Raw genomic sequence first — 24,357 nt, 5'->3', positions numbered from 1 at the left:
AAATGAATGAGAAAAATCCCTGAACAGGAAGATTGTGTGAAGAAAGCGCTGATAATGGTGTCGATGGCGTGCGTGCTCGCCGGATGTGATAACGCCACGGCTCCGGCAAGCTTTACCCCGGAAATGGCCAGTTTCTCAAACGAATTTGATTTCGATCCGCTGCGTGGCCCGGTCAAAGCCTTCAGCCAGACGCTGATGGATGAAGACGGCAAAACAAGCAAGCAGGTCAATGCCAAAATGTCAGAAGAGGGGTGTTTTGACCTGCTCGAACTGAAAGACGTGGAGCACAACACCGGCGCAGCGCTGGTACTGGATGCCAACTACTATGTTGATGCCACGACTGACGAAAAACGGATTAAGTTGCAGGGTAAATGCCAACTGGCGGAACTGCCGGCGGCAGGATTAACCTGGGAGACCGACGACAACGGGTTTGTGGTTGCGGCGCATAGCAAAGATGTACAGATGACCTACAGCTATGCCAAAGACGGGTATCCGCTGGGGAAAACCACGGCGGCCCAGGACGAAAAGCTGGCGGTTGCGTTAACCCCTTCAAAAGATCTGCGTAAGCGCATGGACTACACGGCGGTGAGCCTGCTCAATGATAAGAAAATAGGGGATGCGTCCCAGCAGTGTAAATACGACCGTCACGATAACCCGGTGAGCTGCGAACTGAAAATGACCGATGACAGTGTAAAACCGCCGGTAGTGCGGAATTACACTATCAAGAACACTATCGAATATTACTGAGCCGTGGGCTTCAGCAGGGTCGGCGCTGGCGCTTTGTGAACCGCCAGATACTGGTTCTGGAAGATGCACATCCGAATCGTGTTGCGGTATTCACCGTTGATGAAGAACTCATGGATGAGTTCCCCCTCCACCATAAAACCGAGTTTACGGTAGATATGAATAGCCTTCTCATTCTCTTTATCAACAATGAGATACAGCTTATACAGGTTCAGCACGGTGAACCCGTAGTCCATCGCAAGCTTTGCAGCTTTAGAGGCCAGCCCTTTACCCTGATGCTCCGGGGAAATAATAATCTGGAACTCTGCGCGGCGGTGGACGTGGTTGATTTCCACTAACTCGACCAACCCGGCTTTCTCGCCTGCGTATTCCACCACAAAACGTCGTTCGCTCTGATCGTGAATGTGCTTATCATACAGGTCGGAGAGTTCAACAAATGCCTCGTAGGGTTCTTCGAACCAGTAACGCATAACGCTGGCATTGTTATCGAGTTGATGGACGAAGCGCAGATCTTCGCGCTCCAGCGGGCGTAGCTTGATGGTTGGCGCATCAGCCATGAAAAGTCCTTTTGGTGAGAGTCATGAAAGGTGCCAGCATTTGGCACCTGGTTGAATTACGGCGCGACAGCCCGGCCGGTGCTACGATCGAGACAACGCAGGGTGTTAGGTTCCCAGTAAGCGTTAAGATTAGCACTTTGCTCGCACTTGTCGCGGGCATCAAAGGCGGTGTCCGTTTTGTCCCACTCTTTCTCAGCGCGGGTGTTCACTTTGTTGCGTAAGGAGCGGGTATCGTTCCATTGTTCCTTTTCCATGGCGGCATGCTGGCGGCTCTGGGCACTATCGCCGGATTCAATAACCAGTTTGCTGGTCTCGGCGCTAGCAGAAGCAGTGTACACGATGGCACCCAGCGTCAGCATAGCCGTCAGGCACAGGCGTTTGCTAAGTGTAATTTTCATTTCAGTATCCTTTCGATGATGAAAACGGTAAACCCAACGGTGAGTTTACTATATTCCTTTTCTACGTCATACCACTGCCATACAGACGGTATTCGCGTAAGATAGTTCAACTTTATTGAATAGTTACCAAACGATGATTAAAACCTCTCTGCTTTTTTTCGCCACCGCCCTGTGTGAAATCATTGGCTGCTATCTGCCCTGGCTATGGCTGAAGCGGGGGGCAACACCGCTGTTGCTTCTCCCGGCGGCGCTTTCGCTGGCGCTGTTTGTCTGGCTTCTGACGCTTCACCCGGCGGCCAGCGGGCGCGTATATGCCGCCTATGGCGGTGTCTATGTCTTTACCGCACTCATCTGGATGCGCGCGGTGGACGGAGTACGCCTCAGTGCCTACGACTGGGTTGGCGCTGGCGTTGCCCTGTGCGGCATGCTCATCATCGTTGCCGGGTGGGGACGCGCATAATTTCTGCGGCTTCGGCCGCAATATATTCTTTTCTCTGTTGTGCTGATTTTGTGATCAATATACTTGTATGGTAGTAGGGTGATTGATTATGGTTGTGGCATACCCGTAAAGAGAAAAGGATCGAACTCATGAAAATCACTGGTGCAGAAGTTTTTGTCACCTGTCCTGGACGCAACTTCGTCACGCTAAAAATCACCACCGAAGACGGTCTTACCGGGCTGGGCGATGCCACGCTCAACGGACGTGAACTCTCGGTTGCCTCATATCTGCAGGATCATCTGTGCCCGCAGCTGATTGGCCGCGATGCCCGGCGCATCGAGGATATCTGGCAATGCTTCTATAAAGGCGCCTACTGGCGGCGCGGCCCGGTCACCATGTCGGCGATTTCTGCTGTCGATATGGCGTTGTGGGATATCAAAGCTAAAGCAGCAGGGATGCCGCTGTACCAGCTTTTGGGCGGCGCTTCGCGGGAAGGGGTGATGGTCTATTGCCATACCACCGGGCACTCTATTGATGAGGTGCTCGACGACTACGCGCGGCATAAAGAGATGGGCTTTAAAGCGATTCGTGTCCAGTGCGGGATCCCGGGCATGAAAACCACCTACGGTATGGCAAAAGGCAAGGGACTGGCGTATGAACCCGCCACTAAAGGCTTATGGCCGGAAGAACAACTGTGGTCGAGCGAGAAGTATCTCGATTTCACTCCCTCACTGTTTGCCCGCGTGCGGGAGAAATTCGGCTTTAACGAACATCTGTTACACGACATGCACCATCGGCTGACGCCGATAGAAGCCGCGCGTTTTGGCAAAAGCGTGGAGGATTATCGTCTGTTCTGGATGGAGGATCCGACGCCGGCAGAAAACCAGGCCTGCTTCCGCCTGATTCGCCAGCATACGGTAACACCCATTGCGGTAGGTGAAGTGTTTAACAGTATCTGGGACTGTAAGCAGCTTATCGAAGAGCAGCTCATCGACTATATCCGCACCACCTTAACTCACGCCGGGGGGATTACCGGCATGCGGCGAATTGCTGATTTTGCCGCGCTCTACCAGGTGCGTACCGGCGCTCATGGCCCGTCGGATCTCTCCCCGGTGTGTATGGCCGCCGCGCTGCACTTCGACCTGTGGGTACCGAATTTTGGGGTGCAGGAATACATGGGCTATTCGGAGCAAATGCTGGAAGTGTTCCCGCACAGCTGGCGCTTTGATAACGGTTATATGCATCCTGGTGAAAAACCCGGCATCGGCATTGAGTTCGATGAAAAACTGGCGGCGAAATACCCCTACGATCCGGCCTGTCTGCCGATAGCACGGCTGGAAGATGGCACCCTCTGGAACTGGTAACAGGAGAATAAGATGAAAAGCATTGTGATTGAGCAGGCGAATCAGTTGAACATCAGCGTTCGTCCGTTACCGCAGCCGGGCGTCGGGGAAGTGCGTGTCAGAGTAAAACTTGCGGGGATCTGCGGCTCCGACAGCCATATCTACCGTGGGCATAACCCATTTGCCCGCTACCCGCGCGTGATTGGCCATGAGTTCCTGGGGGTGATAGATGCCGTGGGTGAGGGGGTTGACCATAAACGTCTGGGGGAGCGGGTCTGTATTGATCCGGTGATCAGCTGTGGTCACTGCTATCCCTGCAAAGTCGGCAAACCGAACGTCTGTACTTCGCTGGTTGTGCTGGGCGTACACCGTGACGGCGGGTTCAGTGAATACACCGTGGTACCGGCTAAAAATGCCTGGGTTGTCCCCGATTCGGTGACCGACGAACAGGGTGTGATGACGGAGCCGTTCACCATTGCGGCCAACGTAACCGGGCAGGTTGCGCCCAATGAACAGGATGTTGCCCTGATTTATGGTGCAGGTCCGATGGGGCTCACCACCGTTCAGGTGCTAAAGCACGTGTACCACGTCAAAACGGTTATCGTTGTCGATCGTATTGATGAGCGACTGACGCTGGCGAAAACCTGCGGCGCCGATCTCATCTTCAATAATGCGCAGCGGTCGCTCCCGGAATGGCTGAACGAACAGGGGCTCCAGCCCACGCTGATTGTTGATGCAGCTTGCCATCCGACCATTCTGGCCGAAGCCATTGCGCTGGCTTCTCCGGCGGCGCGGATTGTCATCATGGGCTTTTCCAGTGAGCCGAGCAGCATTACCCAGCAGGCGATCACCGGCAAAGAGCTGTCGATTTTCTCCTCGCGGTTAAATGCGAACAAGTTCCCGCAGGTGCTGCAGTGGCTCGAGCAGGGCCTGATTCAACCGGAAAAACTGGTCACCCACCGCTTTGATTATCGAAACGTCGTTGATGCCCTGACCAAATTCGAACAAGACCAACAACACTGCTGCAAAGTTTTGCTGACTTTCGCGGATTAATTGTTCAACCCAATGGGTTTTTATTTATGCGATTACGTCGTACGCATCTTACCTCACAGAGATAGCTACCATGACAGACGTTACACATGAAAGAAGTACGAAAGACCTGGTCCGCGCGGCGGTTTCGGGCTGGCTTGGCACCGCGCTGGAGTTTATGGATTTTCAGCTGTATTCACTTGGTGCGGCGCTGGTATTCCATGAAATTTTCTTCCCGGAACAGTCTGCGGCGATGGCACTGATCCTCGCCATGGGCACCTACGGTGCCGGGTATATCGCCCGCATCGTTGGCGCTTTTATCTTTGGCAAAATGGGCGACCGCATTGGCCGCAAGAAGGTGCTGTTTATCACTATCACCATGATGGGGATCTGTACCACGTTGATAGGCGTGCTGCCCACCTACGCACAGATTGGTATTTTTGCGCCGGTGCTGCTGGTGACGCTGCGTATTGTTCAGGGGCTGGGTGCCGGAGCGGAAATCTCCGGTGCCGGGACCATGCTGGCTGAATATGCACCGAAAGGGAAGCGCGGGATTATCTCTTCTCTGGTTGCCATGGGCACCAACTGTGGCACCCTCAGCGCTACGGCGATTTGGGCGGTGATGTTTTTCGCCCTCGATCGCGAAGAGCTGGTTGCCTGGGGCTGGCGCGTACCGTTTCTGGCAAGTGTCGTGGTGATGGTTTTCGCTATCTGGCTGCGTCTCAATCTGAAAGAGAGCCCGGTATTCGAAAAGGTAAGCGAAGCGGGCGGTTCGGCGGTGCAACAGGAATCAAACGCGGGCAGCCTTGGCGCAATGTTCAAAAGCAAATCCTTCTGGCTGGCAACCGGGCTGCGCTTTGGTCAGGCGGGGAACTCCGGGCTTATTCAGACGTTCCTCGCGGGCTACCTGGTACAGCAACTGATGTTCGATAAAGCCATTCCCACGGATGCGCTGATGATAAGTTCGGTGCTCGGATTCATCACCATTCCGCTGCTGGGCTGGTTGTCCGACAAGTTTGGCCGCCGGTTACCGTACATCATCGTCAGCCTGTCGGCGATCGTCCTCGCTTACCCGATGTTGTCTATTGTGGTCGATAAAAACTATGCGCCTGGTGCGATTATGGCCTCGATCATCATTATTCATAACGTGGCGGTGCTGGGTCTGTTTGCTCTTGAAAACATCACAATGGCGGAGATGTTTGGCTCCGGTAATCGCTTTACACGCATGGCGATCTCCAAGGAGGTGGGGGGACTGGTTGCCGTCGGTTTTGGCCCACTGCTGGCGGGGATTTTCTGCAACATCACCGGTTCGTGGTTGCCAATTGTGGTGATGATTGTCTGCTACTCGGTCATTGGCCTGCTTTCTGCGCTCTTCATGCCTGAGGTATGCGACCGCGACCTGAGCCTGCCTTACGACGCTGCAGACAAGCCAGGAAAGGAAGCGGTTATTACGGGTGTCACACAACTTTAGAATGATGTCATACCAATTGCGTATAAATTAACGTAAATCAAAACATCGGTGAAAACACTCGTTAATCTAGTATGGCAATCAGTTTTCTACACAGTGAGTACAACGATGCAAAACAAGCTACTGACCGCGAAAGCAACGCTTCCCGTATACGACCGCAATGCGCTGGTACCGCGCATTGTGCACCTGGGTTTTGGCGCGTTTCACCGCGCGCATCAGGCGGTATACGCCGATATTCTGGCCGCTGAACACGGCAGCGACTGGGGTTATACCGAGGTTAACCTGATTGGCGGCGAACAGCAGATTGCCGACCTGAATCAACAAAACACCCTCTATACCGTGGCGGAAATGTCCGCCGATGCCTGGACCGCCCGCGTTGTTGGGGTGGTAAAACGCGCGCTGCATGCCGAAGTGGATGGCCTGGAAACCGTATTCAGCGCCATGTGCGAGCCGCAGGTGGCGATTGTATCCCTGACTATCACCGAAAAGGGCTACTGTCATTCACCGGCCACCGGCGAACTTATGCTCGATCACCCGCTCATTGCTGCCGATCTGCGGGATCCGCACCATCCGCGCTCTGCGCCGGGCGTTATCGTCGAAGCGCTGGCGCGGCGTAAAGCCGCCGGGCTTGCCGCCTTCAGCGTGATGTCCTGCGACAATATGCCGGAGAACGGCCATGTGCTGCGTAAGGTGGTCTGCGCTTACGCCCGCGCGGTAGATGCCGGGCTGGCAGCCTGGATTGAACAACACGTCACCTTCCCGTCGACGATGGTTGACCGCATCGTTCCGGCCGTCACCGCCGATACGCTTGATAAAATTGAGCAGTTGACCGGCGTGCGCGACCCGGCAGGTGTGGCCTGCGAGCCGTTCCGCCAGTGGGTGATCGAAGATAACTTCGTCGCCGGTCGTCCGCAGTGGGAAAAGGCGGGGGCGGAGCTGGTCAGCGATGTTATTCCGTTTGAAGAGATGAAGCTGCGTATGCTTAACGGCAGCCATTCCTTCCTCGCGTATCTCGGCTATCTGGCGGGGTATCAGCACATCAACGACTGCATGGAAGATGATAACTATCGCCGTGCCGCACATGCCCTGATGCTGAAAGAGCAGGCACCCACGCTGAAGGTGAAGGGGGTGGATCTCGGCCGTTATGCCGGGCTGCTCATCGATCGTTACAGCAATCCGGCGCTGCGCCACCGTACCTGGCAGATTGCTATGGACGGAAGCCAGAAGCTGCCGCAGCGGATGTTGGATTCCGTGCGCTGGCACCTGGTGCATCAGACTCCGTTTGATCTGCTGGCGCTGGGCGTGGCGGGCTGGATGCGCTACGTCGGCGGCGTGGATGAACAGGGCAATGCCATTGAAGTGTGCGATCCGCTACTCGCTGAAATTCAGGCGGCGGTGCGGCACAGCGCGGAAGGCGAAGCGCGCGTACAGGCGCTGCTGAGTATTGAAGCGATCTTCGGCAAAGAGCTGCCGCTGGAGAATCTGTTTGTCAGCAAAGTCACGAAGGCTTATCTGTCACTGCTCGAAAACGGCGCGAAAGCCACCGTTGCTGCCGCCGCCGGATCTCTGTAATCCCGTCCTGTTCCCCCTCGTTAACGAGGGGGAAGTCTCAGTTCACCAGCAGCCGCAAACCTAAATCTTCCGGATACGGCGTAAAATAGTTTTGCGTCAGCAGATAGTGGTCTGGATATTCATCCAGATAGCGCTTCAGAAGCGTGACCGGGGCGAGAAGCGGTAACTGCCCGGCGAGATAGCTGAGGATTGACTCGCGCAGTTCAGCGCGCTGCCTGGCGTTCAGTTGATTGCGGAAGTAGCCCTGAATGTGCATCAGTACGTTAGTGTGATTCTGTCGCGTCGCGACCTTCTGCAGAATAGCCATCAGCTTTTCCCGGTACATCACGAAAAAAGTCTCCAGATCTTCCCATTCATGCAGTGACGCGACGAGCGGACCAATCTCGCGATAACCCGGCTGGTGGTGTGCCAGCAATTGCAGCTTATAGCGGCTGTGAAAAGCCAGCAGGGCATGCCGGGTGATGCCATGAGCTTGCAGGCGATTAACGTCGTGGAGAGCAAAAACGCGTTCGATAAAGTTTTCCCGCAACGAAGGCTCCTGCAGGCGGCGGTCTTCTTCGACCGGCAGCCAGGGAGAGTGCTGCAACAGCTCCGCCGCCGATGAAGCATCTGCGACAATCACGCCTGATACATCAGTCTGTAAGGGGAGTAACGGAGTGCTAATGGGTTTAAACGTCACCCAGTCCGTCAGCGTATTCATCACCAGGCCCATCCGCTTAAGCCCGCCGTCAAAAGGTTCACTGGAGCCTGTTATGCCGATAACGGGAAGCGTGTTCATGATGTTGTCCTTAGCCGTATGATTCAGGTGAAAAGTCGGGGGCTCAGGTCTTATTCTTCGCTAAACCAGTCGCTGTTTTCCTGACGAATTAATAAGACAGACTCGCTGATTTCATCCAGATGCAGGGTCATCGCTTTTACCACCGCATCGGCGTCGCGTTTTTCCAGCGCATTGAAGATATCGTAGTGCTGGCGCAGCAACATTTCCGGGGAGGAAATGTGATCGAGGCTCATGTAGCGCACCCGGTCGATAGCGGCTTTGATGTTTTCAATGGTGTCCCACGCCAGCTGGCAGTCGGCAATACCCGACAGCGTCTGGTGGAACTCATCATCCAGCAGGAAGAAATCGTTCGGCTGATGACGCTCAATGGCGATTCGCTGCTGCTGCAGGTTCTTTTCCAGCTGGTAGCACTGCGCGTCGTTGATAAGCCCTGCGGCACGGCGAACCACCGCGCATTCGATGGCCTGGCGAACAAAGCAGCCGTTGCGCACCTGGGAGAGGGATATTTTGTTCACGTAGCTGCCGCGCTGCGGGCGGATCTGGATAAGGCCGTTTTCCGCAAGCTTGATGAATGCCTCCCGCACCGGCTGACGCGAGACGTCAAAACGTACGGAGACCTCTTTTTCGGAAAGCGGGGTTCCCGGCGGGATCAGGCAATGGACGATCTCCCGGCGCAGGATCCGGTAGATCTGCTGGTTAACAGGCTGTGTTGGGTTTAATTGCGATTCAGCGGCCATTGGCTCTTACTTTTTAACGGATTAACGACATGATTTTAGACATTTTTTGCCAGTACGCCCAACCCGGCCACGGTGGGCCGGGAAGAGGGGGGATCAGGAGCGGTGCACGCTCAGACCCGCAAACGACTGGCTGACCGGCATCATTTCAACGGTATTGATGTTGACGTGCGCAGGTAACGTCGCCACCCACCAGACGGTTTCGGTGACGTCTTCTGGCGTCAGGGCGTTAGCGTTCTCATAGGCTTTGCCCGCCTTCTCGTCGTCGCCTTTGAAACGCACGTTGGAGAACTCGGTGCCGCCAACCAGACCGGGTTCAATGTCAGTCACGCGAATGGCGGTACCGTGCAGATCGGTACGCAGGTTCAGGCTGAACTGGCGCACGAAGGCTTTGGTGGCGCCATAGACGTTGCCACCGGCATACGGCCAGTTTCCTGCCGTGGAACCAATATTGATGATGTGGCCACGGTTACGCTCAACCATGCCCGGCAGCACAGCGCGGGTCATATATACCAGACCTTTGTTGTTGGTGTCGATCATGGTTTCCCAGTCTTCGAGGTTCGCTTTGTGCGCGGGTTCAAGCCCCAGCGCCAGACCAGCGTTGTTGACCAGTACGTCAATGCTGCGCCAGTCGGCAGGCAGACCTTCCATCATCTCTTCGATAGCGGCGCGGTTACGGACGTCGAGTTGCGCGGTCAGAATGCGGTCACCGAACTCCTCCTGCAGCTCCTGCAGACGCTCGTGGCGACGGCCGGTCGCGATAACTTTATGGCCATTAGCGATAAAACGACGGGTGATGCACTCACCAAAACCGGCGGTCGCCCCGGTAACCAGGATAATCATCTCACTGTTCCTCAACGCTTTTCATGTCTGACTACCATAGCACGATCTCGGTCTGCGAAAAATGATTGCTGAGGCTTTAAGGATTGCGGTTTTGCGGGCCTGCGCCTACTCTGGGCAATACGCTGAAAAGTCGGGAGAAGATGATGTCCGCCAATAATCCATTTTTTGAATCCAGCCTGCTGCCGTATCAGGCCCCCCCGTTTGGTCGTATTAAAGATGAGCACTACCGCCCGGCGTTTGATGAAGCGATAAAACGTAAACGCGAAGAAATCGCCGCCATTGCCAACAACCCGGCTCCTGCTACCTTTGCCAACACCTTTGAGGCGCTGGAAAAAAGCGGTGACATGCTGACGCGGGTGACCACGGTGTTTTTCTCGATGGCCTCGGCGAATACCAACGACGCTATTCTGGAGCTCGACCCATTATTCTCTGCCGCGCTGGCGGAGCTTGGCAGCGATATTTATCTTAACGATGCGCTGTTTGAACGCGTTCAGACGCTGTGGCAACAAAGAGCGTCCCTGGAGCTGGATGCAGAATCGCTGCGCTTAGTTGAGGTTGTCTATCAGCAATTCCTGCTGGCCGGAGCCACCCTCGGGGCAGAGCAGAAGCGTGAACTGAAATCACTCAACGCTGAAATCGCCACTTTAAACAGCCAGTTTAACCAACATCTGCTGGGGGCGGCGAAAAGCGGCGGCCTGGTGGTTGACGATGAAAAACAGCTGGCGGGGCTTTCCGCCGATGAGATAGCGGCCGCTGCCGGTGCCGCCCGCGATAAAGGGCTTGTCGGGCGCTGGCTGCTGCCGCTGCTGAACACCACCCAGCAACCGGCGCTGTCGGCGCTGAGCCATCGCGCAACCCGTGAGAAGCTGTTCAAAGCCAGCTGGCAGCGCACCGAAAAGGGCGATGAAAACGATACCCGCTCGCTTATCAGGCGCATAGTGGCTATTCGCGCCCGCCAGGCGGCGTTGCTGGGCTTTGCCGATTATGCAAGCTGGAGCATGGCTGACCAGATGGCCAAAACGCCGGCCGCCGCGTATCAGTTCATGCGCGAGATTACCCCAGCCGCGCGCGCCCGTGCCGAAGCGGAGCTTGCCGACATCCAGCAGATGATAGACGCAGAAAAGGGCGGTTTTAACGCCGAAGCGTGGGACTGGCCCTGGTACAGCGAACAGGTTCGCCGCGCGCGTTATGCCCTCGATGAGTCGCAAATCAAACCCTATTTTGCCCTCGACCGCGTCCTGCAGGACGGGGTGTTCTGGACGGCGTCGCAGCTCTTTGGCATTCGTTTTATCGAACGCTTTGATATTCCCGTCTGGCACCCTGACGTGCGCGTCTGGGAGATCTTCGATAACAACGGCGAAGGCATGGCGCTGTTCTATGGCGATTTCTTCGCTCGCGACAGTAAATCCGGCGGCGCGTGGATGGATAACCTGGTACAACAGTCCACGCTGCTTGGCACCCGCCCGGTCATTTACAACGTCTGCAACTATCAAAAACCGGCTGCGGGGCTGGCGGCGCTGCTCTCCTGGGATGATGTGATCACATTGTTCCATGAGTTTGGCCATACGCTGCACGGCCTGTTCGCCAGCCAGCGTTATCCGGGGCTTTCCGGTACCCGCACGCCGCGTGATTTCGTCGAATTCCCGTCGCAGATTAACGAGCACTGGGCCAGCCACCCGCAGGTATTTGCCCACTATGCGCGTCATTTTGAAAGCGGTGAACCGATGCCGGAAACGCTGCGCGACAGCATGTTCCGCGCCGCCACGTTCAACAAAGGCTATGACATGACCGAACTGCTGAGCGCCGCGCTGCTGGATATGCACTGGCACAGCGTTGGGGACTCGGCGACACCGCAGGACGTTGACCAGTTCGAAGCACAGGCTCTGGCCGCCGAGGATCTGAATCTGGCCGCCGTGCCTCCACGTTACCGCAGCAGCTATTTCGCCCATATCTTTGGTGGTGGCTATGCGGCGGGGTATTACGCCTACTTATGGACGCAAATGCTCGCCGACGACGGCTATCAGTGGTTTGTTGAGCAGGGTGGTCTGAATCGCGATAACGGGCAGCGCTTTCGCGATGCGGTGCTTTCTCGTGGTAATAGTAGCCCACTCGAGGCGCTGTACCGTGACTGGCGCGGGCACGATCCGTACATTGAGCCAATGCTGGTGAATCGGGGCTTACAGTAATTCAACCGCTAATAAGCAATCAGGACAGGGATGAAAAAACGATTCTCACTTTGTGTAGCGCTGCTGATGGCAGCGCAGGTTCAGGCGGCCGATCAGATTCACTTCTGGGATCAACCGCAGCACGGCGGCAACAGCTTTAACCGTTTGCCACCTGATGAGGCCTATTTCCAGAGCCTGCGCGGCTACGGCGCGACCTGGGTGCGTCTCTCTTGGGATAAATGGAAACCGGAGGGGCGGGATTTTCTGATTGGCGATGCCGATAATTATCAGCATCTTTCGCCGCAGGATCTGGCTACGCTCAAACAGGTGCTGGCGCGGGCAGATAAGGCGGGGCTGAAAGTGGTTATTGCGCCGCTGTCTCTGCCGTGGATGCGCTGGTCGCAAAATAACGGCGGCAAGTTTGATGACCGCCTGTGGCAGGACAAAAAGCGCTGGGACTCAGCCATTCGCTTCTGGCGCGATCTGGCGCAGGCGTTGAAAGATAAACCGGCGATTGCCGCGTACAATCTCATTAACGAACCGGCCCCGGAAAAAACCACCGGACTGAGCGAGCAGGCAACGGTTGCCGCCCTGAGCGACTGGTACCAACAGCAGCAGGGAACCGCCCGTAATCTGCCGCAGTTTTACAATGAGGTCATCGCGGCTATCCGCGAAGTGGATAAGGTGACGCCGGTGATGGTTGACGGTGGCTGGTATGGCTCTGCGCGTGGTTTTTCCGGCTGGCCTGAGCGGCTTAAAGACGATCGCGTGTTGTACAGTTTCCACATGTATGAACCCTATGCCTTTACCAGTACGCCTAACGTTCGCCGTAAAACACCGTATGTGTACCCAGGCAACGTCCCTTTTGGCGGGGAATTGGTGAACTGGGATGCCGGGACCGTTGCTAAATGGATGGCGGCACCCTACGACTGGGCGGAACGTCACCAGGTGCCGCAAAACCGCGTTGTGGCCGGGGAGTTTGGTTGTATTCGCACCCTGAAAGGCTGCACCCAGTGGCTGGAGGATGTGCTGCAGGTTCTCGACGAGCGCCAGTCTCACTGGGCGTTTTACAGCTTCCGCGAGGACGCCTGGGACGGCATGGATTACGAACTGGGTAGTGGTAAAGTGCCATGGAAATACTGGCAGGCGATGGAGCAGAATCTGCCGGATCCCGTACCACGAAAAGCCACGGCAGAATTTGCGCCCATTCAGAAACGCTTAGCTCCCACTGCGCCATAAAATAAAAGGCCCCGCGGGGCCTTCTGTTTTTTAGGGTTCGCGCCCGGGGTGTTTGTTACCTTCCTCGATAAACTCTTCGTCGATTTCATCTACGTTACCCTGATGGTCACGCCCGGAGAGCAGGTTCCAGCACGCGATAAACAGCGCTGCAATCAATGGTCCAATCACAAAGCCGTTGATGCCGTAGATTTCCATACCGCCAAGCGTCGCAATCAGGATAAGCCAGTCCGCCATTCTGGTGTCTTTGCCAACCAGTAACGGACGCAGAATGTTATCGATAAGGCCAATCACAATGACGAAGAAGCCGACGATGAACAGCCCCTGCCACAGCATGCTGCTTGCAAAGAAGTAAATTGCCGCAGGAACCCAGACGATCGCCGAGCCCACCGCCGGAATAAGCGACAGGAAAGCCATCAGCGCTCCCCACAGCAGGCTGCCATCGATGCCGGTAAAGTAAAATGCCAGCCCGCCCAGCGCCCCCTGAACCACGGCGACCACCAGAGTGCCTTTTACCGTCGCCCGGGAAACGGCGACAAACTTCATAAACAGGTGGTGTTTTACATAATCGGACAGCGGGATCGCTTCGAGGATAGTCGTCACCAGATAAGCCCCGTCTTTGAGCAGGAAGAACAGCAGATACAGCATGATGCCGAAACCTACGGTAACGCTGAAGGTTCCTTTACCAATCATGAATACGCTGCCCGCGATGTACTGACCACCTTTAAGGGTAATCTCGGAAAGCTGCTTCTGGATCTCCGAGGCCGTATTGAGATTATGCTCGGCAAGCAGTTGTCTCGCCCATCCAGGGAGGTGATGAATGACCTGGGCCACCGCCGTTGGAAACTGCGTCTCGTTTCCCTGCAAACGGGTGTAAACCAGGTTCATTTCGATCGCCAGAGACGAAGCGATAATCGCCAGTGGGGTAATGACAATCAGGCAGATGATGACCAGCATCAAAAACGACGCCAGCCCGTTGCGATCGCCCAGTCGGTGGCGTAGGCGGGTTTTGAGCGGATGGAAAATCACGGCCAGAATAGCGGCCCACAGAATGGCAGAGTACCACTGGCCCAGTACCTGGAAGAAGGCCAGTGTCACCACCAGCAAAATTAAAATGAAAAAGCCTTTGTTCAGTCCTTTATATCTCATGATGTCACCGATTTAGCGATCCATGTCACGAAATATAGTGGTTTATGGCTGATTTTCCATAGGAAAAGCGGTCAGCGGGCTTCTCATTGATGGGGGAAATGGCTTCGGGAGTTGTGCGCTGAGCAGATAACCAGTTTCTTAGCGCCAGGCAAGTACGTGATTTATTGGGGTAACATCCGACCGTTTAGGCCCCATTGAAGTTGTGGGTGATAGGTTAGCCTCAGTAGCCTGAGTCAGGACATGGAATGGCCAGATAAGGGCTTCAGGTATAATACAAATCTATCCATGCAAGCATTTACCGCCAGTCTCTGGCGGTTTTTTTTTGCCTTTTTCATGGAATTTGGGCAAAAAAATAGCCCCTTGTGCGTGATGCAACAAGGGGCTTTTACGGGTGGGGATTATCGTTCATTAGTCATCCCATTTATGGCTGAAATACGCAGCGAGAAAACCGGAAAAAAGGATCGTTCCCAGTACCGCCATGAATACATGCATGTTTCCCAGCATGATTAACCTCCGTTATGTTTAAGTACGCTGTACTACCTCTCTGACTACCGTTGTGAAATGCGCTGTAATTGCACAAATAATACCCTGGTGAACTTAAACAAATCATTAACTATGTGAATAATTTCGCCTGTCTGGTAAAGAGTGGCTGACAAAATGCAACAACGCGCGGCGTTCTGCTAACATTTTGATTAAACGACACTCATTCGCATTTATATTGTGGTAAAAGTAAGGTTTAATGCGATTTTTCTGCTAGCAGGAGCGCCACGGTATGTTATCCCGGTTCAGTACCTTAAGCCGTATTCCTCAGGGCGTCTGGGTCGTCGGCGGTGTCAGCATGCTGATGGATATTTCCTCTGAACTCATCCACAGCCTGCTACCTCTGTTTATGGCAACCACCCTGGGCGCCAGCGTCATCCTGATTGGTCTCATCGAAGGGCTGGCAGAAGCCACCGCGCTTATCATCAAAGTCTTTTCTGGCGCAATTAGCGATTATCTGGGGAAACGCAAAGGGCTGGCGCTGCTTGGCTATGGACTTGGCGCGCTCAGCAAACCCCTGTTTGCGATAGCTTCCAGCTCGGGCATGATCCTCAGCGCCCGGCTTATTGACAGGGTTGGGAAGGGCATCCGAGGAGCTCCCCGTGATGCGCTGGTCGCCGACGTCACGCCGCCGGAAATTCGCGGCGCGGCCTATGGGCTGCGCCAGTCGATGGACACCGTGGGGGCATTTTTAGGCCCACTGCTGGCGGTCGTGCTGATGCTGCTGTGGGACAACGACTTTCGTACCATTTTCTGGGTGGCGGTGATCCCCGGCGTGCTGGCCGTAGCGCTGCTGTTCTTCGGTCTGAAAGAACCGCGGACCCCGGTGACGCATAAGCGCACTAACCCGATTAAACGTGAAAATATACAGCGTCTCGGGCGCGGCTGCTGGTGGGTGATAGGCCTTGGTGCGGTATTTACTCTGGCGCGTTTCAGCGAGGCCTTCCTGGTGCTGCGCGCCCAGCAGGCGGCTATTCCGCTTGCACTGATCCCCCTGGTGATGGTGGCGATGAACCTGCTGTACTTTTTCTCAGCTTACCCCTTTGGCAAACTTTCAGATGCGATGAGCCATACCCGACTACTGCAGCTTGGCCTGGTGGTGCTGATCGCGGCCGATCTGGTACTGGCATTCAGTGCTCACTGGAGCGGCATCCTCGTTGGCGTTGCGCTCTGGGGGCTGCATATGGGAATGACGCAGGGACTGCTGGCGGCGATGATTGCACATACTGCGCCGCAGGATCTGCGCGGCACGGCGTTTGGTATATTCAGTATGGTCAGCGGAATGGGTCTGCTTATTGCGAGCCTCGGGGCTGGCATTATCTGGGAGACGTGGGGGGCGGAATACACCTTCTTTACCGGTGCCGCCGTCTGCGTCGCCACGCTGCTCTATTTGTGGCTGAAACCCGCAGACAGCATGCAAATTAGCTGATTACTTCCGCAGCAGCTTTTGCAGACGCGCTTTTCGCCAGCGTTCAATGGCGCCGGCAAAGAGGAAAATCCGCAGCCCACGCACGAACAGTAACGCGCCCCAGATAGCCATGACCCACAATGACCAGAGGTTTGCCGGTGAGGTAAAGTGATTGATGGCGAACAGCAGGGCGCAGACGACCACGGCGGTCAGCAGCGACCGCCAGAAGCGCGACTCGTGATGCACCTGCTGGCGGGCATCCTCGATGCGTTTGTCGAGCGTTGCATCACGGTTTTCCACTTCCCCACTGAGTTCCGCCACGCTGACTTCAAATACGGCTGCCAGCGCACTTAAGGTCTCCAGCCCCGGGCGTTCACCGTTCTCAATCCGCTGAATGGTACGAACGCTGACCGCCGCCATTTCTGCCAGCTGCTCCTGGGACCAGGCATGCTGCAGACGCAGCGCTTTAATGGTGTTCATGAGTTTTCTCCGAATCAGGTATCCGGTGGTTATTCTCGAACAAGGCCCGCGAAAACAACACGATCTTAACCCGACAGCAGCCCGACACGGAGGCGACAGACCGCTGACAGCGCCTTACACCGGGCTCAGTTGACCTTCACCCGGGCCAACGTTCATGCCGCGAATCATCATTAACCACGCCGCCACAATGGCGGTGATAAGAATAGCAAACAGCGACCACGACGGCAGATTGGTGAGGATCATCCCGGTCAACATCGGGTTAAACGCCGCGCCTAACCACCCGAGGGCCTGAGCCGAGAAATAGCTCGCTTTCAACCCCGGGGGAGCAATATTGTCGATGAGCATATATTCGCCAGGCGCGTAAATCACCTCCCCAAGGGTAAATATGGCGGCGGCAATCCCCCAGAACCAGAGACTGGAGCCGGCAAACATAAAGCCGACTAATCCAAGGACAAAACAGAGGGTACCCAGCGCCATCAATGGACGAAGGTTAGTGGTCGTCAGTTTACGGCCTATTGCGTACTGCAACGACACCACGACGGCGGCGTTCACCGGAAGAATAACGGTGATGACTTTCTCGGCAAACTCACCGTCGGCCACGACCAGAACATACTGCGAAAGGCAGGAGGCAAACGATCCGCCAACGAACGATGCCAGCAGGCCAGAGAGGGTAAACCACAAAAGCGCCCGATCGCGCAGCAGCACCGAAGGTGACCATGCTGCGGTCGGATCCTGATGGTCCACGACGGCAATCTTCTGCACCCAGAGTTGAATAAACACCAGCGGAAACGCCGCGCAGATAGCGGCCAGCCAGAACGGCAGGTTGATGCTGTACATCACAAGCCAGGTGCCAATCGGCGGTCCGACCGTCCAGCCAATATTGAGGAAGGTATAGTTGAGCGAGAAGATCCGCGCTTTCGCCGTCGACGCCAGAGTATCGGCGAAATAGGCCTTAAGCACGGTCGCAAACACCGAATAAGCGCAGTTGATAAGGGCAAAGAACAGCACCACTAAAGGTACACTGTCGACCAGCGGAATCGCCACAAAACCGCCGATAAACGCGGCAATCGACAACAGCATATAGCGTTTTTTGTCGAACTTATCGGCGAGGATGCCGAACCCCAGGCTGAATACCACGCCAACGGTCAGCGCGATAGTCATGGCATAGCCAATCGCATCCACACCAAGTGAAAACTGACGCGAGAGGTAGATAGCCATAAAAGGGAGGGTGGCGCCACGGCCAATTGTTAACAGCAACGACGACGCCAGCAGCGCTGCGGTAGAGCGCCTGGTACTTAAGTTCATTTTTCTGCCCGACATTGATTGTAATAATAATGTTATGTCATTCAGGAGTATCACGCCTCCCCGGGTGTTGTACAGATGAACTCGTGTCGGTAAATGCTTTTTCTCCCTGCCAAAAATAATGATCTATGACGAACTGGATTTTTTCGTTACCTTGGTTGTGTTTACAAAAATTTAATAATTGGGGAGCGGGATATGACGCGCAGAGATGGGCTGCTGGCGCTGCTGGTAGTGGTCGTGTGGGGACTGAATTTTGTGGTGATAAAGCTGGGTCTGCACAACATGCCGCCGTTGATGCTGGCGGGGCTACGCTTTCTGCTGGTTGCCTTCCCGGCGATTTTTTTCGTCGCCCGTCCCCGGATCCCATTTCGGCTGCTGCTGGGTTATGGCCTGACTATCAGCTTCGGTCAGTTTGCCTTCCTTTTCTGTGCCATTAAGTTCGGTATGCCTGCCGGGCTTGCATCACTGGTGCTGCAGGCTCAGGCATTCTTCACCATTATTCTCGGTGCCTTTGTATTTGGCGAAAGGCTGCAGGGGAAACAGCTGGCGGGCATTACGCTCGCGGTATTTGGTGTGCTGGTGTTGATTGAAGCGAGCCTTAATGGTCAACACGTCGCGCTACTGGGCTTCTTCCTGACGCTGGCGGCCGGGCTGAGCTGGGCCTGCGGTAACATCTTCAATAAGCTCATTATGCAGCACGAAACGCGTCCACCGGTGATGTCGCTCATCGTGTGGAGCGCACTGATACCGATCGTTCCTTTTATGCTGGCCTCATACGTACTCGATGGCCCACAGCTGATGTTTCAGAGCCTTATCCATATCGATCTGACCACCATTCTCTCGCTGGTGTATCTGGCGTTCGTGGCGACCATCATCGGTTACGGAATTTGGGGTTCATTGCTCGGACGTTACGAAACCTGGCGGATAGCGCCGCTCTCTTTACTGGTTCCGGTATTCGGAATAGGCAGCGCCGCGCTGCTGCTGGGGGAAACCCTCTCCGCTTTACAACTGGTGGGGGCCGTACTGATTATGGCGGGTCTCTACATTAATGTTTTTGGTCTGAAATGGCGGCGGGTAAAGACGGTCAGAGGATAGCGATAAAAAAAAGCCCCGCAGTCGCGGGGCAAAAAGAGTAACCGGGTAGACTAGTGGTAGTAAGGCACACCCAGTTCATCGGATTTATCGCTGCCAGCGCCCATATGGTTAAAATCAAACGGCGGCTGTCTATGGGCAGACACCATGATCTTTGCGTCATGCTCGGTCTGATTGCCCATGGTGGTTGATTGCTCCGCATAACTCTGGCCGGAGACCAGCACCAGTAAGGTGAGGGCGGCGGAGGCGAATAGTTTCATGATTTCCTCAATACGTCTTGCTGCAGGCGATTAACAGTTACAGTGTTTTAATGGGTAGAGATAGCGCGATTCACCAGGCATATTGGTGATGCGGTACTGATGCGGCGGCACGTCGAAATAGTTCTTAAACGTGCGCGTTAGCGTCTGTTGCGATTCAAACCCGTAACGCTCGGCCAGATACAAAATCGGCTCGTTACTTTGTTTGAGTTTCTGCGCAATCTCAGTCAGTTTACGGCTGCGGATGTATTGACCTAATGAATGGCCGGTCTCTTTTTTAAACATCCGTTGCAGGTGCCATTTGGAATAACCGGAACGCTCCGACACTTTCTCCAGCGACAGCGGCGATTCAAGGTTATTTTCGATCCAGTCCAAAATGCTATGAATAGTAATGGCGTCAGTATTGCGTCTGGACATCGTCATACCTCTTCTGTTTATGACAGAATTTTTTTAAGCAGCAGTTCGAGTTTCGCAACTTCGTCTGCCATTAAGTTTTTCGTCAGTTCCTGGTGAAGATCCTGGCCAACCCGTTGATGGCACTGCTCGCAGATAGCGGCACCTTCCGGCGTTAACTGTACCAGCACGCCGCGCTTGTCATTCGGGTTCGGCAGACGCTCAATCCAGCCTTTGCACAGCAGGCGATCGAGCATCCGGGTCAGGGCACCCAAATCGACCGACAGCACCTTTTTCAGCTCAACCGGCGTAATGCAGGTGGCGCAGCGAATAGAACACAGCACCTTGAACTGAGTGGCAGTGATGTCCAGCGGCGACAAATAGTCGTTAAGCAGACGGTCTTTTTTTTGGTTAACCATGTAAATCAAGCGTCCTAGCGGTATCACTTCGTTGAACAGATCGCTTGTGGTTTTCACAATGGTTGCCCTGGCAAGTAGTTTAGTTGCGTTGGATATTATTGCCCAGGCAACCATAAGTCAACTGAATGGATCGCGCGATGCCACGAAATGCTAAAACGTTTCGTGTGCTGTTTTTTTGCACGCGTGGCAACGTTTACTTACTGTGTTACGGGGTAACAATTGGCGGCGAAACCGATATACTTCCCGCTGAACTTAATTCGATATCGACGGGATCTTAACGACGTATGATGGAACTTTTTAAAGCAATAGGCTTGGGTCTGGTGGTTTTGCTGCCGCTGGCGAACCCACTCACCACGGTGGCGTTGTTCCTCGGTCTCGCCGGAAACATGAACAGCGCAGAGCGCAACCGCCAGTCGCTGATGGCATCGGTTTATGTCTTTGCCATCATGATGGTGGCGTACTACGCCGGTCAGGTGGTGATGAACACCTTTGGTATTTCTATCCCCGGTCTGCGTATCGCCGGTGGTCTTATCGTGGCGTTCATCGGTTTTCGTATGCTGTTTCCGCAGCAAAAAGCCCATGAGAGCCCGGAGGCGAAAAGCAAATCAGAAGAGCTGGAAGAGGAACCTGGGGCTAATATCGCTTTCGTGCCATTAGCAATGCCAAGTACCGCAGGGCCGGGGACGATTGCGATGATTATCAGCTCCGCCTCCACCGTAAAACACGGTGTCAGCTTCCCGGACTGGGTGGTGCTGGTCGCACCGCCGCTAATTTTTGCCCTGGTAGGGATAATTCTGTGGGGCTGTCTGCGCAGTTCTGGCGCAATTATGCGCCTGGTGGGCAAGGGCGGGATTGAAGCCATCTCCCGTCTGATGGGCTTCCTGCTGGTCTGTATGGGCGTGCAGTTCATCATTAACGGCGTACTGGAAATTATTACTAACTTCCATGCGTAAAAAAAGGGCCTGCGGGCCCTTTGTTTTATCCGTGCTGCGGCTGTTCCAGCGATGCCGTAGGCCAGCGGCGGAAAACCACTACCGCCCACACCAGCGCCACAAGGGCCGGTACGGCGCCCACGTAGCCAATCGACGACATTGACCACCACAGGCTGACCTGGCTCCCCACCAGTGCTCCGGCGCCGATACCGATATTGAAAATTCCGGAAAACAGCGACATCGCGACGTCGGTTGCATCAGGCGCCAGCGCCAGCACTTTCACCTGCATGCCGAGACCGATAATCATGATTGCGATACCCCAGAAAACGCTTAACGTAGCGAGCGACATATCGCTTTGTGCCGCCGGAAGCAGCATCAGCAGGCAGGCGAGCAGCAGCCCAATCGCCGAAATAATCAGCGTGGAGGCATGCTGATTGCCGAGTTTACCAAACAGCACGCTGCCGATGATCCCGGCACCGCCGAGGATCAGCAGCAGCATGGTGGCAAAACTGCCGCTCAGACCGGCAACGTTTTGTACAAACGGCTCAATATAGCTGTATGCGGTGTAGTGCGCGGTCACCACAATGGCGGTCAATACGTAGATCCCCACCAGCGCCGGGCGGCGGAACAGCACCGGCAGGCTTTTCAGCGAACCAGAGTGCTCGCTTGGCAGCGGCGGCAACAGGCGAATCAGGGCCAGCAGGGTGAGAAGGGCGCCAATACCAATAGCAAAGAAGGTGGTGCGCCAGCCAAAATACTGGCCGACGATGCGGCCAATCGGGATGCCGAACACCATGGCCAGCGCGGTACCGGTGGCAATCAGGCTCAGCGCCTGCGCTTTTTTTCCCGCCGGAGCCATACGAATGGCAAGAGAGGCGGTGATTGACCAGAAAATCGCGTGCGCAAAGGCGATACCGATGCGGCTAATCACCAGCACCGGGAAACTCCACGCCAGAAATGACAGTACGTGGCTTGCAATAAACACAACGAACAGGGCGATAAGCAGCCTGCGGCGCTCTATCTGGCTGGTCAGCAGCATAAACGGCAGCGACATCAGCGCCACCACCCACGCGTAGATGGTCAACATAATGCCGACCTGCGCCGTTTCCATATTGAAACTGGCGGCGATGTCTGACAGCAGTCCGACCGGGGCAAACTCGGTGGTGTTAAAAATAAAAGCGGCGATAGCAAGCGTAACCACCCGAAGCCACGCGACCTTGCGTGAGACCGTGTTCGTTGTCATAAACGTTATTCTGGATTAATAGCAAAAGGAGAGAAGCCGATCTTACGACCATCGCTGGTGAAAAGACAATCACTTTGTGATGTAAGTCTCATTTTTATTTCTGTCGTGAATATCACTAACCTGTTAATTTCTCGGATAAATAATCAAATGATGGGGTTGCGCTATGCAGGAAGTGGATTTTTATATGGTTGATGCGTTCAGCAGCAGTACGTTCGGAGGCAACGCGGCTGCGGTGTGTCCGCTGCGGGAATGGCTGCCTGATGAGCGGATGCTACAAATGGCGCAGCAGCATAACCAGTCAGAAACCGCCTTCTTTATGCCTGAAGCGGAAGGCTTTGCGCTGCGCTGGTTTACCACTCGTCATGAAGTCAATTTGTGCGGCCACGCAACGCTTGCTACTGCGCAGGTGATTTTCAACCACCTCGGCTACCCGCAAGACCACATCGTATTTCAGACGGCCTCTGGTCCACTCACCGTTACCCGCGACGGAGACTGGATGACGCTGGATTTCCCGGCAGGTCATACCGACGCGCAGACGCCGCCGGCGGAAATGCTCCGCGCGCTAGGCGTTCGTGAATATGTGGCCGCGCGTAAAGGCCGTGCGTGGCTGATTGAACTTGCCAGCCGCGAAGCGGTAGAGGCGTTGATGCCTGACATTGGGGCCATGATCCCCGGTGAGCATAAGGTAACGGTCACCGCCCGCGGCGACGGGGAGTACGATTTTGTCAGCCGCTTCTTCTCTCCGGGTGAAGCCGTGTGGGAGGATCCGGTTACCGGTTCGGCGCACACGATGCTCATTCCTTACTGGAGTGAAAAGCTTGGTAAAACGCGCCTCTTTGCCCGCCAGGTTTCCCGCCGTGGCGGCGATATTCGCTGTGAGCTGAAGGGCGACCGAGTGCTGATGGGCGGCCAGGCGACCACCTATCTCATCGGCAAAATCACGCTACGTTAATCGCTCACCACGGGCTGCTGTTCGTTCAGCAGCTCGATAAACGCCTCAAGCTGGCGGGTCATTGCCCCACGACGCCAGATAAGCCAGGTCGTCAGCCAGCGCCACTTCTCCGCCAGCGGCCAGGCCTCCACCTGATGATGTCCGGGCATACTTTCCAGCATACTGCGCGGGATCAGCGCCAGACCTGCTCCGGCAATCACGCAGGCCAGCATCCCATGGTAGGACTCCATCTCGTGAATTCGGCCCGGCGCTGCGCGATCGGCATGGAACCAGCTCTCAAAATGGCGGCGGTAAGAGCAGTTAGAGCGGAAGGCATAAATACTGGTACCACTCACATCGCTTGCCCGGGTGACTGGTGAATGGCCGAACGGGGCGACTATCATCATCTCTTCGCGATAAACCGGGATGCCTTCAAGCCCCGGATGCATCACCGGGCCATCAACGAAAGCGGCGCTCAGGCGTCCTTCGGTCACGCCGTCGATCATCGTTCCGGAAGGGCCGGTAGCCAGATCGAACTGGATCTTCGGATAGCGCTGGTTATAGCGGGCGAGCGTCTCCGGGATCCGCACCGCGGCGGTGCTTTCCAGCGAGCCTAAGGTAAAAAGCCCCTGCGGTTCATCGCCCGCCACGACCATTCTCGCCTCATCAACAAGCGCCAGAATCTGCTGGCTGTAACGTAAAAAACTGTGCCCTGCAGGAGAAAGCCGCAGACGCTGATTCTCACGAATAAACAGTTCCACGCCGAGATCGGCCTCAAGCTGGCGGATGCGCGTGGTGAGGTTAGAAGGGACGCGATGCACTTTCTGCGCCGCCTGGGTAATGCTGCCGGTCTGGGCAACGGCGTTGAACATCTCAAGCTGAGTCAGATCCATGGCATTCTCGAT

The 24,357-nt window shown here is 55.3% G+C and carries 26 protein-coding genes; 12 read left to right on the top strand and 14 right to left on the bottom strand.

What is annotated here, in order from left to right; translation table 11 throughout:
- Positions 1–36: 36 nt before the first annotated feature.
- The gene (locus C7387_RS06130) at positions 37–747 is read left to right on the top strand and encodes a YnfC family lipoprotein (RefSeq protein WP_081874679.1); all 711 of its coding nucleotides are present in this window, start codon (positions 37–39) and stop codon (positions 745–747) included.
- Here C7387_RS06130 and speG read toward each other — a convergent pair.
- Positions 741–1,301 (bottom strand): spermidine N1-acetyltransferase, encoded by a 561-nt coding sequence (speG, locus tag C7387_RS06125; protein ID WP_006819971.1) that lies wholly within the window; start codon positions 1,299–1,301, stop codon positions 741–743. The two genes, C7387_RS06130 and speG, sit on opposite strands and share 7 nt — an antisense overlap.
- A gap of 56 nt (positions 1,302–1,357) precedes the next feature.
- Positions 1,358–1,699 (bottom strand): DUF1283 family protein, encoded by a 342-nt coding sequence (locus C7387_RS06120; protein ID WP_006819972.1) that lies wholly within the window; start codon positions 1,697–1,699, stop codon positions 1,358–1,360.
- A 133-nt stretch (positions 1,700–1,832) separates the two neighbouring features.
- Between C7387_RS06120 and C7387_RS06115 the strand changes: the two genes are divergently transcribed.
- The 5 genes from C7387_RS06115 to C7387_RS06095 all read left to right on the top strand — a co-directional run bounded on the left by C7387_RS06115 (position 1,833) and on the right by C7387_RS06095 (position 7,550).
- Positions 1,833–2,159 carry a YnfA family protein gene (locus tag C7387_RS06115; protein WP_006819973.1) on the top strand — a complete coding sequence of 109 codons (327 nt, stop codon included), beginning with the start codon at positions 1,833–1,835 and terminating at the stop codon, positions 2,157–2,159.
- Positions 2,160–2,287: 128 nt separating this feature from the next.
- A complete protein-coding gene (manD, locus tag C7387_RS06110) occupies positions 2,288–3,502 on the top strand; it encodes a D-mannonate dehydratase ManD (RefSeq protein ID WP_038257563.1) in 1,215 nt (404 codons plus the stop codon).
- 12 nt (positions 3,503–3,514) lie between these two features.
- On the top strand, positions 3,515–4,534 hold the full coding sequence (locus tag C7387_RS06105; protein WP_120816300.1) for a Zn-dependent oxidoreductase: 1,020 nt from the start codon (positions 3,515–3,517) through the stop codon (positions 4,532–4,534).
- The gene (locus C7387_RS06100) at positions 4,530–5,981 is read left to right on the top strand and encodes an MFS transporter (protein ID WP_258521985.1); all 1,452 of its coding nucleotides are present in this window, start codon (positions 4,530–4,532) and stop codon (positions 5,979–5,981) included. The genes C7387_RS06105 and C7387_RS06100 overlap by 5 nt, the downstream gene beginning before the upstream one ends.
- Before the next feature lie 105 nt (positions 5,982–6,086).
- On the top strand, positions 6,087–7,550 hold the full coding sequence (locus C7387_RS06095; RefSeq protein WP_120816299.1) for a mannitol dehydrogenase family protein: 1,464 nt from the start codon (positions 6,087–6,089) through the stop codon (positions 7,548–7,550).
- 37 nt (positions 7,551–7,587) lie between these two features.
- Here the strand turns inward: C7387_RS06095 and C7387_RS06090 are convergent, their stop codons facing one another.
- The 3 genes from C7387_RS06090 to ydfG all read right to left on the bottom strand — a co-directional run bounded on the left by C7387_RS06090 (position 7,588) and on the right by ydfG (position 9,905).
- Positions 7,588–8,328: a YbgA family protein gene (locus tag C7387_RS06090; protein ID WP_120816298.1), complete on the bottom strand. Its 741-nt coding sequence runs from the start codon at positions 8,326–8,328 to the stop codon at positions 7,588–7,590.
- Between the two features lie 50 nt (positions 8,329–8,378).
- A complete protein-coding gene (locus tag C7387_RS06085; RefSeq protein ID WP_006819979.1) occupies positions 8,379–9,065 on the bottom strand; it encodes a GntR family transcriptional regulator in 687 nt (228 codons plus the stop codon).
- Positions 9,066–9,158: 93 nt separating this feature from the next.
- Complete coding sequence (gene ydfG, locus C7387_RS06080; protein ID WP_006819980.1) at positions 9,159–9,905, bottom strand: bifunctional NADP-dependent 3-hydroxy acid dehydrogenase/3-hydroxypropionate dehydrogenase YdfG; 747 nt, start codon at positions 9,903–9,905, stop codon at positions 9,159–9,161.
- Positions 9,906–10,048: 143 nt separating this feature from the next.
- Between ydfG and dcp the strand changes: the two genes are divergently transcribed.
- Together dcp and C7387_RS06070 are read left to right on the top strand one after the other, a co-directional pair.
- On the top strand, positions 10,049–12,091 hold the full coding sequence (gene dcp, locus C7387_RS06075; protein WP_120816297.1) for a peptidyl-dipeptidase Dcp: 2,043 nt from the start codon (positions 10,049–10,051) through the stop codon (positions 12,089–12,091).
- Positions 12,092–12,121: 30 nt separating this feature from the next.
- On the top strand, positions 12,122–13,309 hold the full coding sequence (locus C7387_RS06070; protein ID WP_120816296.1) for a glycoside hydrolase family 5 protein: 1,188 nt from the start codon (positions 12,122–12,124) through the stop codon (positions 13,307–13,309).
- A gap of 30 nt (positions 13,310–13,339) precedes the next feature.
- Here the strand turns inward: C7387_RS06070 and C7387_RS06065 are convergent, their stop codons facing one another.
- Positions 13,340–14,455, bottom strand: coding sequence for an AI-2E family transporter (locus C7387_RS06065; protein ID WP_038257554.1), 1,116 nt, complete (start codon positions 14,453–14,455; stop codon positions 13,340–13,342).
- Between the two features lie 408 nt (positions 14,456–14,863).
- Positions 14,864–14,959 carry a protein MgtS gene (mgtS, locus tag C7387_RS06060; protein ID WP_087943270.1) on the bottom strand — a complete coding sequence of 32 codons (96 nt, stop codon included), beginning with the start codon at positions 14,957–14,959 and terminating at the stop codon, positions 14,864–14,866.
- A 268-nt stretch (positions 14,960–15,227) separates the two neighbouring features.
- Here mgtS and C7387_RS06055 point away from each other — a divergent pair, with 268 nt between their 5' ends.
- Positions 15,228–16,424 (top strand): MFS transporter, encoded by a 1,197-nt coding sequence (locus tag C7387_RS06055; RefSeq protein ID WP_120816295.1) that lies wholly within the window; start codon positions 15,228–15,230, stop codon positions 16,422–16,424.
- Here the strand turns inward: C7387_RS06055 and C7387_RS06050 are convergent, their stop codons facing one another.
- Positions 16,425–16,883: a helix-turn-helix domain-containing protein gene (locus tag C7387_RS06050; RefSeq protein WP_120816294.1), complete on the bottom strand. Its 459-nt coding sequence runs from the start codon at positions 16,881–16,883 to the stop codon at positions 16,425–16,427. It lies immediately after the preceding gene.
- Positions 16,884–16,997: 114 nt separating this feature from the next.
- Positions 16,998–18,188, bottom strand: coding sequence for an efflux MFS transporter YdeE (ydeE, locus tag C7387_RS06045; RefSeq protein WP_040903549.1), 1,191 nt, complete (start codon positions 18,186–18,188; stop codon positions 16,998–17,000).
- A 192-nt stretch (positions 18,189–18,380) separates the two neighbouring features.
- Here ydeE and eamA point away from each other — a divergent pair, with 192 nt between their 5' ends.
- Complete coding sequence (eamA, locus tag C7387_RS06040; protein ID WP_006819988.1) at positions 18,381–19,280, top strand: O-acetylserine/cysteine exporter; 900 nt, start codon at positions 18,381–18,383, stop codon at positions 19,278–19,280.
- 50 nt (positions 19,281–19,330) lie between these two features.
- Here eamA and marB read toward each other — a convergent pair whose 3' ends face one another.
- Genes marB through marR form a run of 3 tightly spaced genes read right to left on the bottom strand, consistent with a single transcriptional unit; the run spans position 19,331 to position 20,403 of the window.
- Positions 19,331–19,537 (bottom strand): multiple antibiotic resistance protein MarB, encoded by a 207-nt coding sequence (gene marB / locus C7387_RS06035; RefSeq protein ID WP_006819989.1) that lies wholly within the window; start codon positions 19,535–19,537, stop codon positions 19,331–19,333.
- 30 nt (positions 19,538–19,567) lie between these two features.
- Positions 19,568–19,951 carry an MDR efflux pump AcrAB transcriptional activator MarA gene (gene marA, locus C7387_RS06030; RefSeq protein WP_146748686.1) on the bottom strand — a complete coding sequence of 128 codons (384 nt, stop codon included), beginning with the start codon at positions 19,949–19,951 and terminating at the stop codon, positions 19,568–19,570.
- A 17-nt stretch (positions 19,952–19,968) separates the two neighbouring features.
- The gene (marR, locus tag C7387_RS06025; RefSeq protein WP_040903551.1) at positions 19,969–20,403 is read right to left on the bottom strand and encodes a multiple antibiotic resistance transcriptional regulator MarR; all 435 of its coding nucleotides are present in this window, start codon (positions 20,401–20,403) and stop codon (positions 19,969–19,971) included.
- Between the two features lie 227 nt (positions 20,404–20,630).
- On the opposite strand from marR, the gene C7387_RS06020 reads away from it, so the two are divergent.
- Positions 20,631–21,299: a MarC family NAAT transporter gene (locus C7387_RS06020; RefSeq protein WP_006819992.1), complete on the top strand. Its 669-nt coding sequence runs from the start codon at positions 20,631–20,633 to the stop codon at positions 21,297–21,299.
- A gap of 25 nt (positions 21,300–21,324) precedes the next feature.
- Here the strand turns inward: C7387_RS06020 and C7387_RS06015 are convergent, their stop codons facing one another.
- Entirely contained in the window at positions 21,325–22,521 is a 1,197-nt protein-coding gene (locus tag C7387_RS06015; protein WP_006819993.1) for a sugar transporter, read from the bottom strand.
- A 163-nt stretch (positions 22,522–22,684) separates the two neighbouring features.
- On the opposite strand from C7387_RS06015, the gene C7387_RS06010 reads away from it, so the two are divergent.
- Positions 22,685–23,473, top strand: a complete 789-nt coding sequence (locus tag C7387_RS06010; protein WP_120816293.1) for a PhzF family phenazine biosynthesis protein — start codon at positions 22,685–22,687, stop codon at positions 23,471–23,473.
- Here C7387_RS06010 and ptrR read toward each other — a convergent pair.
- Positions 23,470–24,345 (bottom strand): putrescine utilization regulator PtrR, encoded by an 876-nt coding sequence (ptrR, locus tag C7387_RS06005; RefSeq protein WP_006819995.1) that lies wholly within the window; start codon positions 24,343–24,345, stop codon positions 23,470–23,472. The two genes, C7387_RS06010 and ptrR, sit on opposite strands and share 4 nt — an antisense overlap.
- Positions 24,346–24,357 lie beyond the last annotated feature (12 nt).

Source organism: Yokenella regensburgei (genome assembly GCF_003634235.1).
In the GTDB taxonomy this organism is placed as follows: domain Bacteria; phylum Pseudomonadota; class Gammaproteobacteria; order Enterobacterales; family Enterobacteriaceae; genus Yokenella; species Yokenella regensburgei.
Note: the sequence above shows the minus strand (reverse complement) of the source record. Positions and strands in the feature narration are given on the sequence as shown.

Excerpts from the sequence above, each read along its gene's own strand:
- speG (WP_006819971.1), bottom strand. The coding sequence starts at position 1,301 with ATGGCTGATGCGCCAACCATCAAGCTACGCCCGCTGGAGCGCGAAGAT.
- C7387_RS06120 (WP_006819972.1), bottom strand. The coding sequence starts at position 1,699 with ATGAAAATTACACTTAGCAAACGCCTGTGCCTGACGGCTATGCTGACG.
- C7387_RS06115 (WP_006819973.1), top strand. The coding sequence starts at position 1,833 with ATGATTAAAACCTCTCTGCTTTTTTTCGCCACCGCCCTGTGTGAAATC.
- manD (WP_038257563.1), top strand. The coding sequence starts at position 2,288 with ATGAAAATCACTGGTGCAGAAGTTTTTGTCACCTGTCCTGGACGCAAC.
- C7387_RS06105 (WP_120816300.1), top strand. The coding sequence starts at position 3,515 with ATGAAAAGCATTGTGATTGAGCAGGCGAATCAGTTGAACATCAGCGTT.
- C7387_RS06095 (WP_120816299.1), top strand. The coding sequence starts at position 6,087 with ATGCAAAACAAGCTACTGACCGCGAAAGCAACGCTTCCCGTATACGAC.
- C7387_RS06090 (WP_120816298.1), bottom strand. The coding sequence starts at position 8,328 with ATGAACACGCTTCCCGTTATCGGCATAACAGGCTCCAGTGAACCTTTT.
- C7387_RS06085 (WP_006819979.1), bottom strand. The coding sequence starts at position 9,065 with ATGGCCGCTGAATCGCAATTAAACCCAACACAGCCTGTTAACCAGCAG.
- ydfG (WP_006819980.1), bottom strand. The coding sequence starts at position 9,905 with ATGATTATCCTGGTTACCGGGGCGACCGCCGGTTTTGGTGAGTGCATC.
- dcp (WP_120816297.1), top strand. The coding sequence starts at position 10,049 with ATGTCCGCCAATAATCCATTTTTTGAATCCAGCCTGCTGCCGTATCAG.
- C7387_RS06070 (WP_120816296.1), top strand. The coding sequence starts at position 12,122 with ATGAAAAAACGATTCTCACTTTGTGTAGCGCTGCTGATGGCAGCGCAG.
- C7387_RS06065 (WP_038257554.1), bottom strand. The coding sequence starts at position 14,455 with ATGAGATATAAAGGACTGAACAAAGGCTTTTTCATTTTAATTTTGCTG.
- mgtS (WP_087943270.1), bottom strand. The coding sequence starts at position 14,959 with ATGCTGGGAAACATGCATGTATTCATGGCGGTACTGGGAACGATCCTT.
- C7387_RS06055 (WP_120816295.1), top strand. The coding sequence starts at position 15,228 with ATGTTATCCCGGTTCAGTACCTTAAGCCGTATTCCTCAGGGCGTCTGG.
- C7387_RS06050 (WP_120816294.1), bottom strand. The coding sequence starts at position 16,883 with ATGAACACCATTAAAGCGCTGCGTCTGCAGCATGCCTGGTCCCAGGAG.
- ydeE (WP_040903549.1), bottom strand. The coding sequence starts at position 18,188 with ATGAACTTAAGTACCAGGCGCTCTACCGCAGCGCTGCTGGCGTCGTCG.
- eamA (WP_006819988.1), top strand. The coding sequence starts at position 18,381 with ATGACGCGCAGAGATGGGCTGCTGGCGCTGCTGGTAGTGGTCGTGTGG.
- marB (WP_006819989.1), bottom strand. The coding sequence starts at position 19,537 with ATGAAACTATTCGCCTCCGCCGCCCTCACCTTACTGGTGCTGGTCTCC.
- marA (WP_146748686.1), bottom strand. The coding sequence starts at position 19,951 with ATGTCCAGACGCAATACTGACGCCATTACTATTCATAGCATTTTGGAC.
- C7387_RS06020 (WP_006819992.1), top strand. The coding sequence starts at position 20,631 with ATGATGGAACTTTTTAAAGCAATAGGCTTGGGTCTGGTGGTTTTGCTG.
- C7387_RS06015 (WP_006819993.1), bottom strand. The coding sequence starts at position 22,521 with ATGACAACGAACACGGTCTCACGCAAGGTCGCGTGGCTTCGGGTGGTT.
- C7387_RS06010 (WP_120816293.1), top strand. The coding sequence starts at position 22,685 with ATGCAGGAAGTGGATTTTTATATGGTTGATGCGTTCAGCAGCAGTACG.
- ptrR (WP_006819995.1), bottom strand. The coding sequence starts at position 24,345 with ATGGATCTGACTCAGCTTGAGATGTTCAACGCCGTTGCCCAGACCGGC.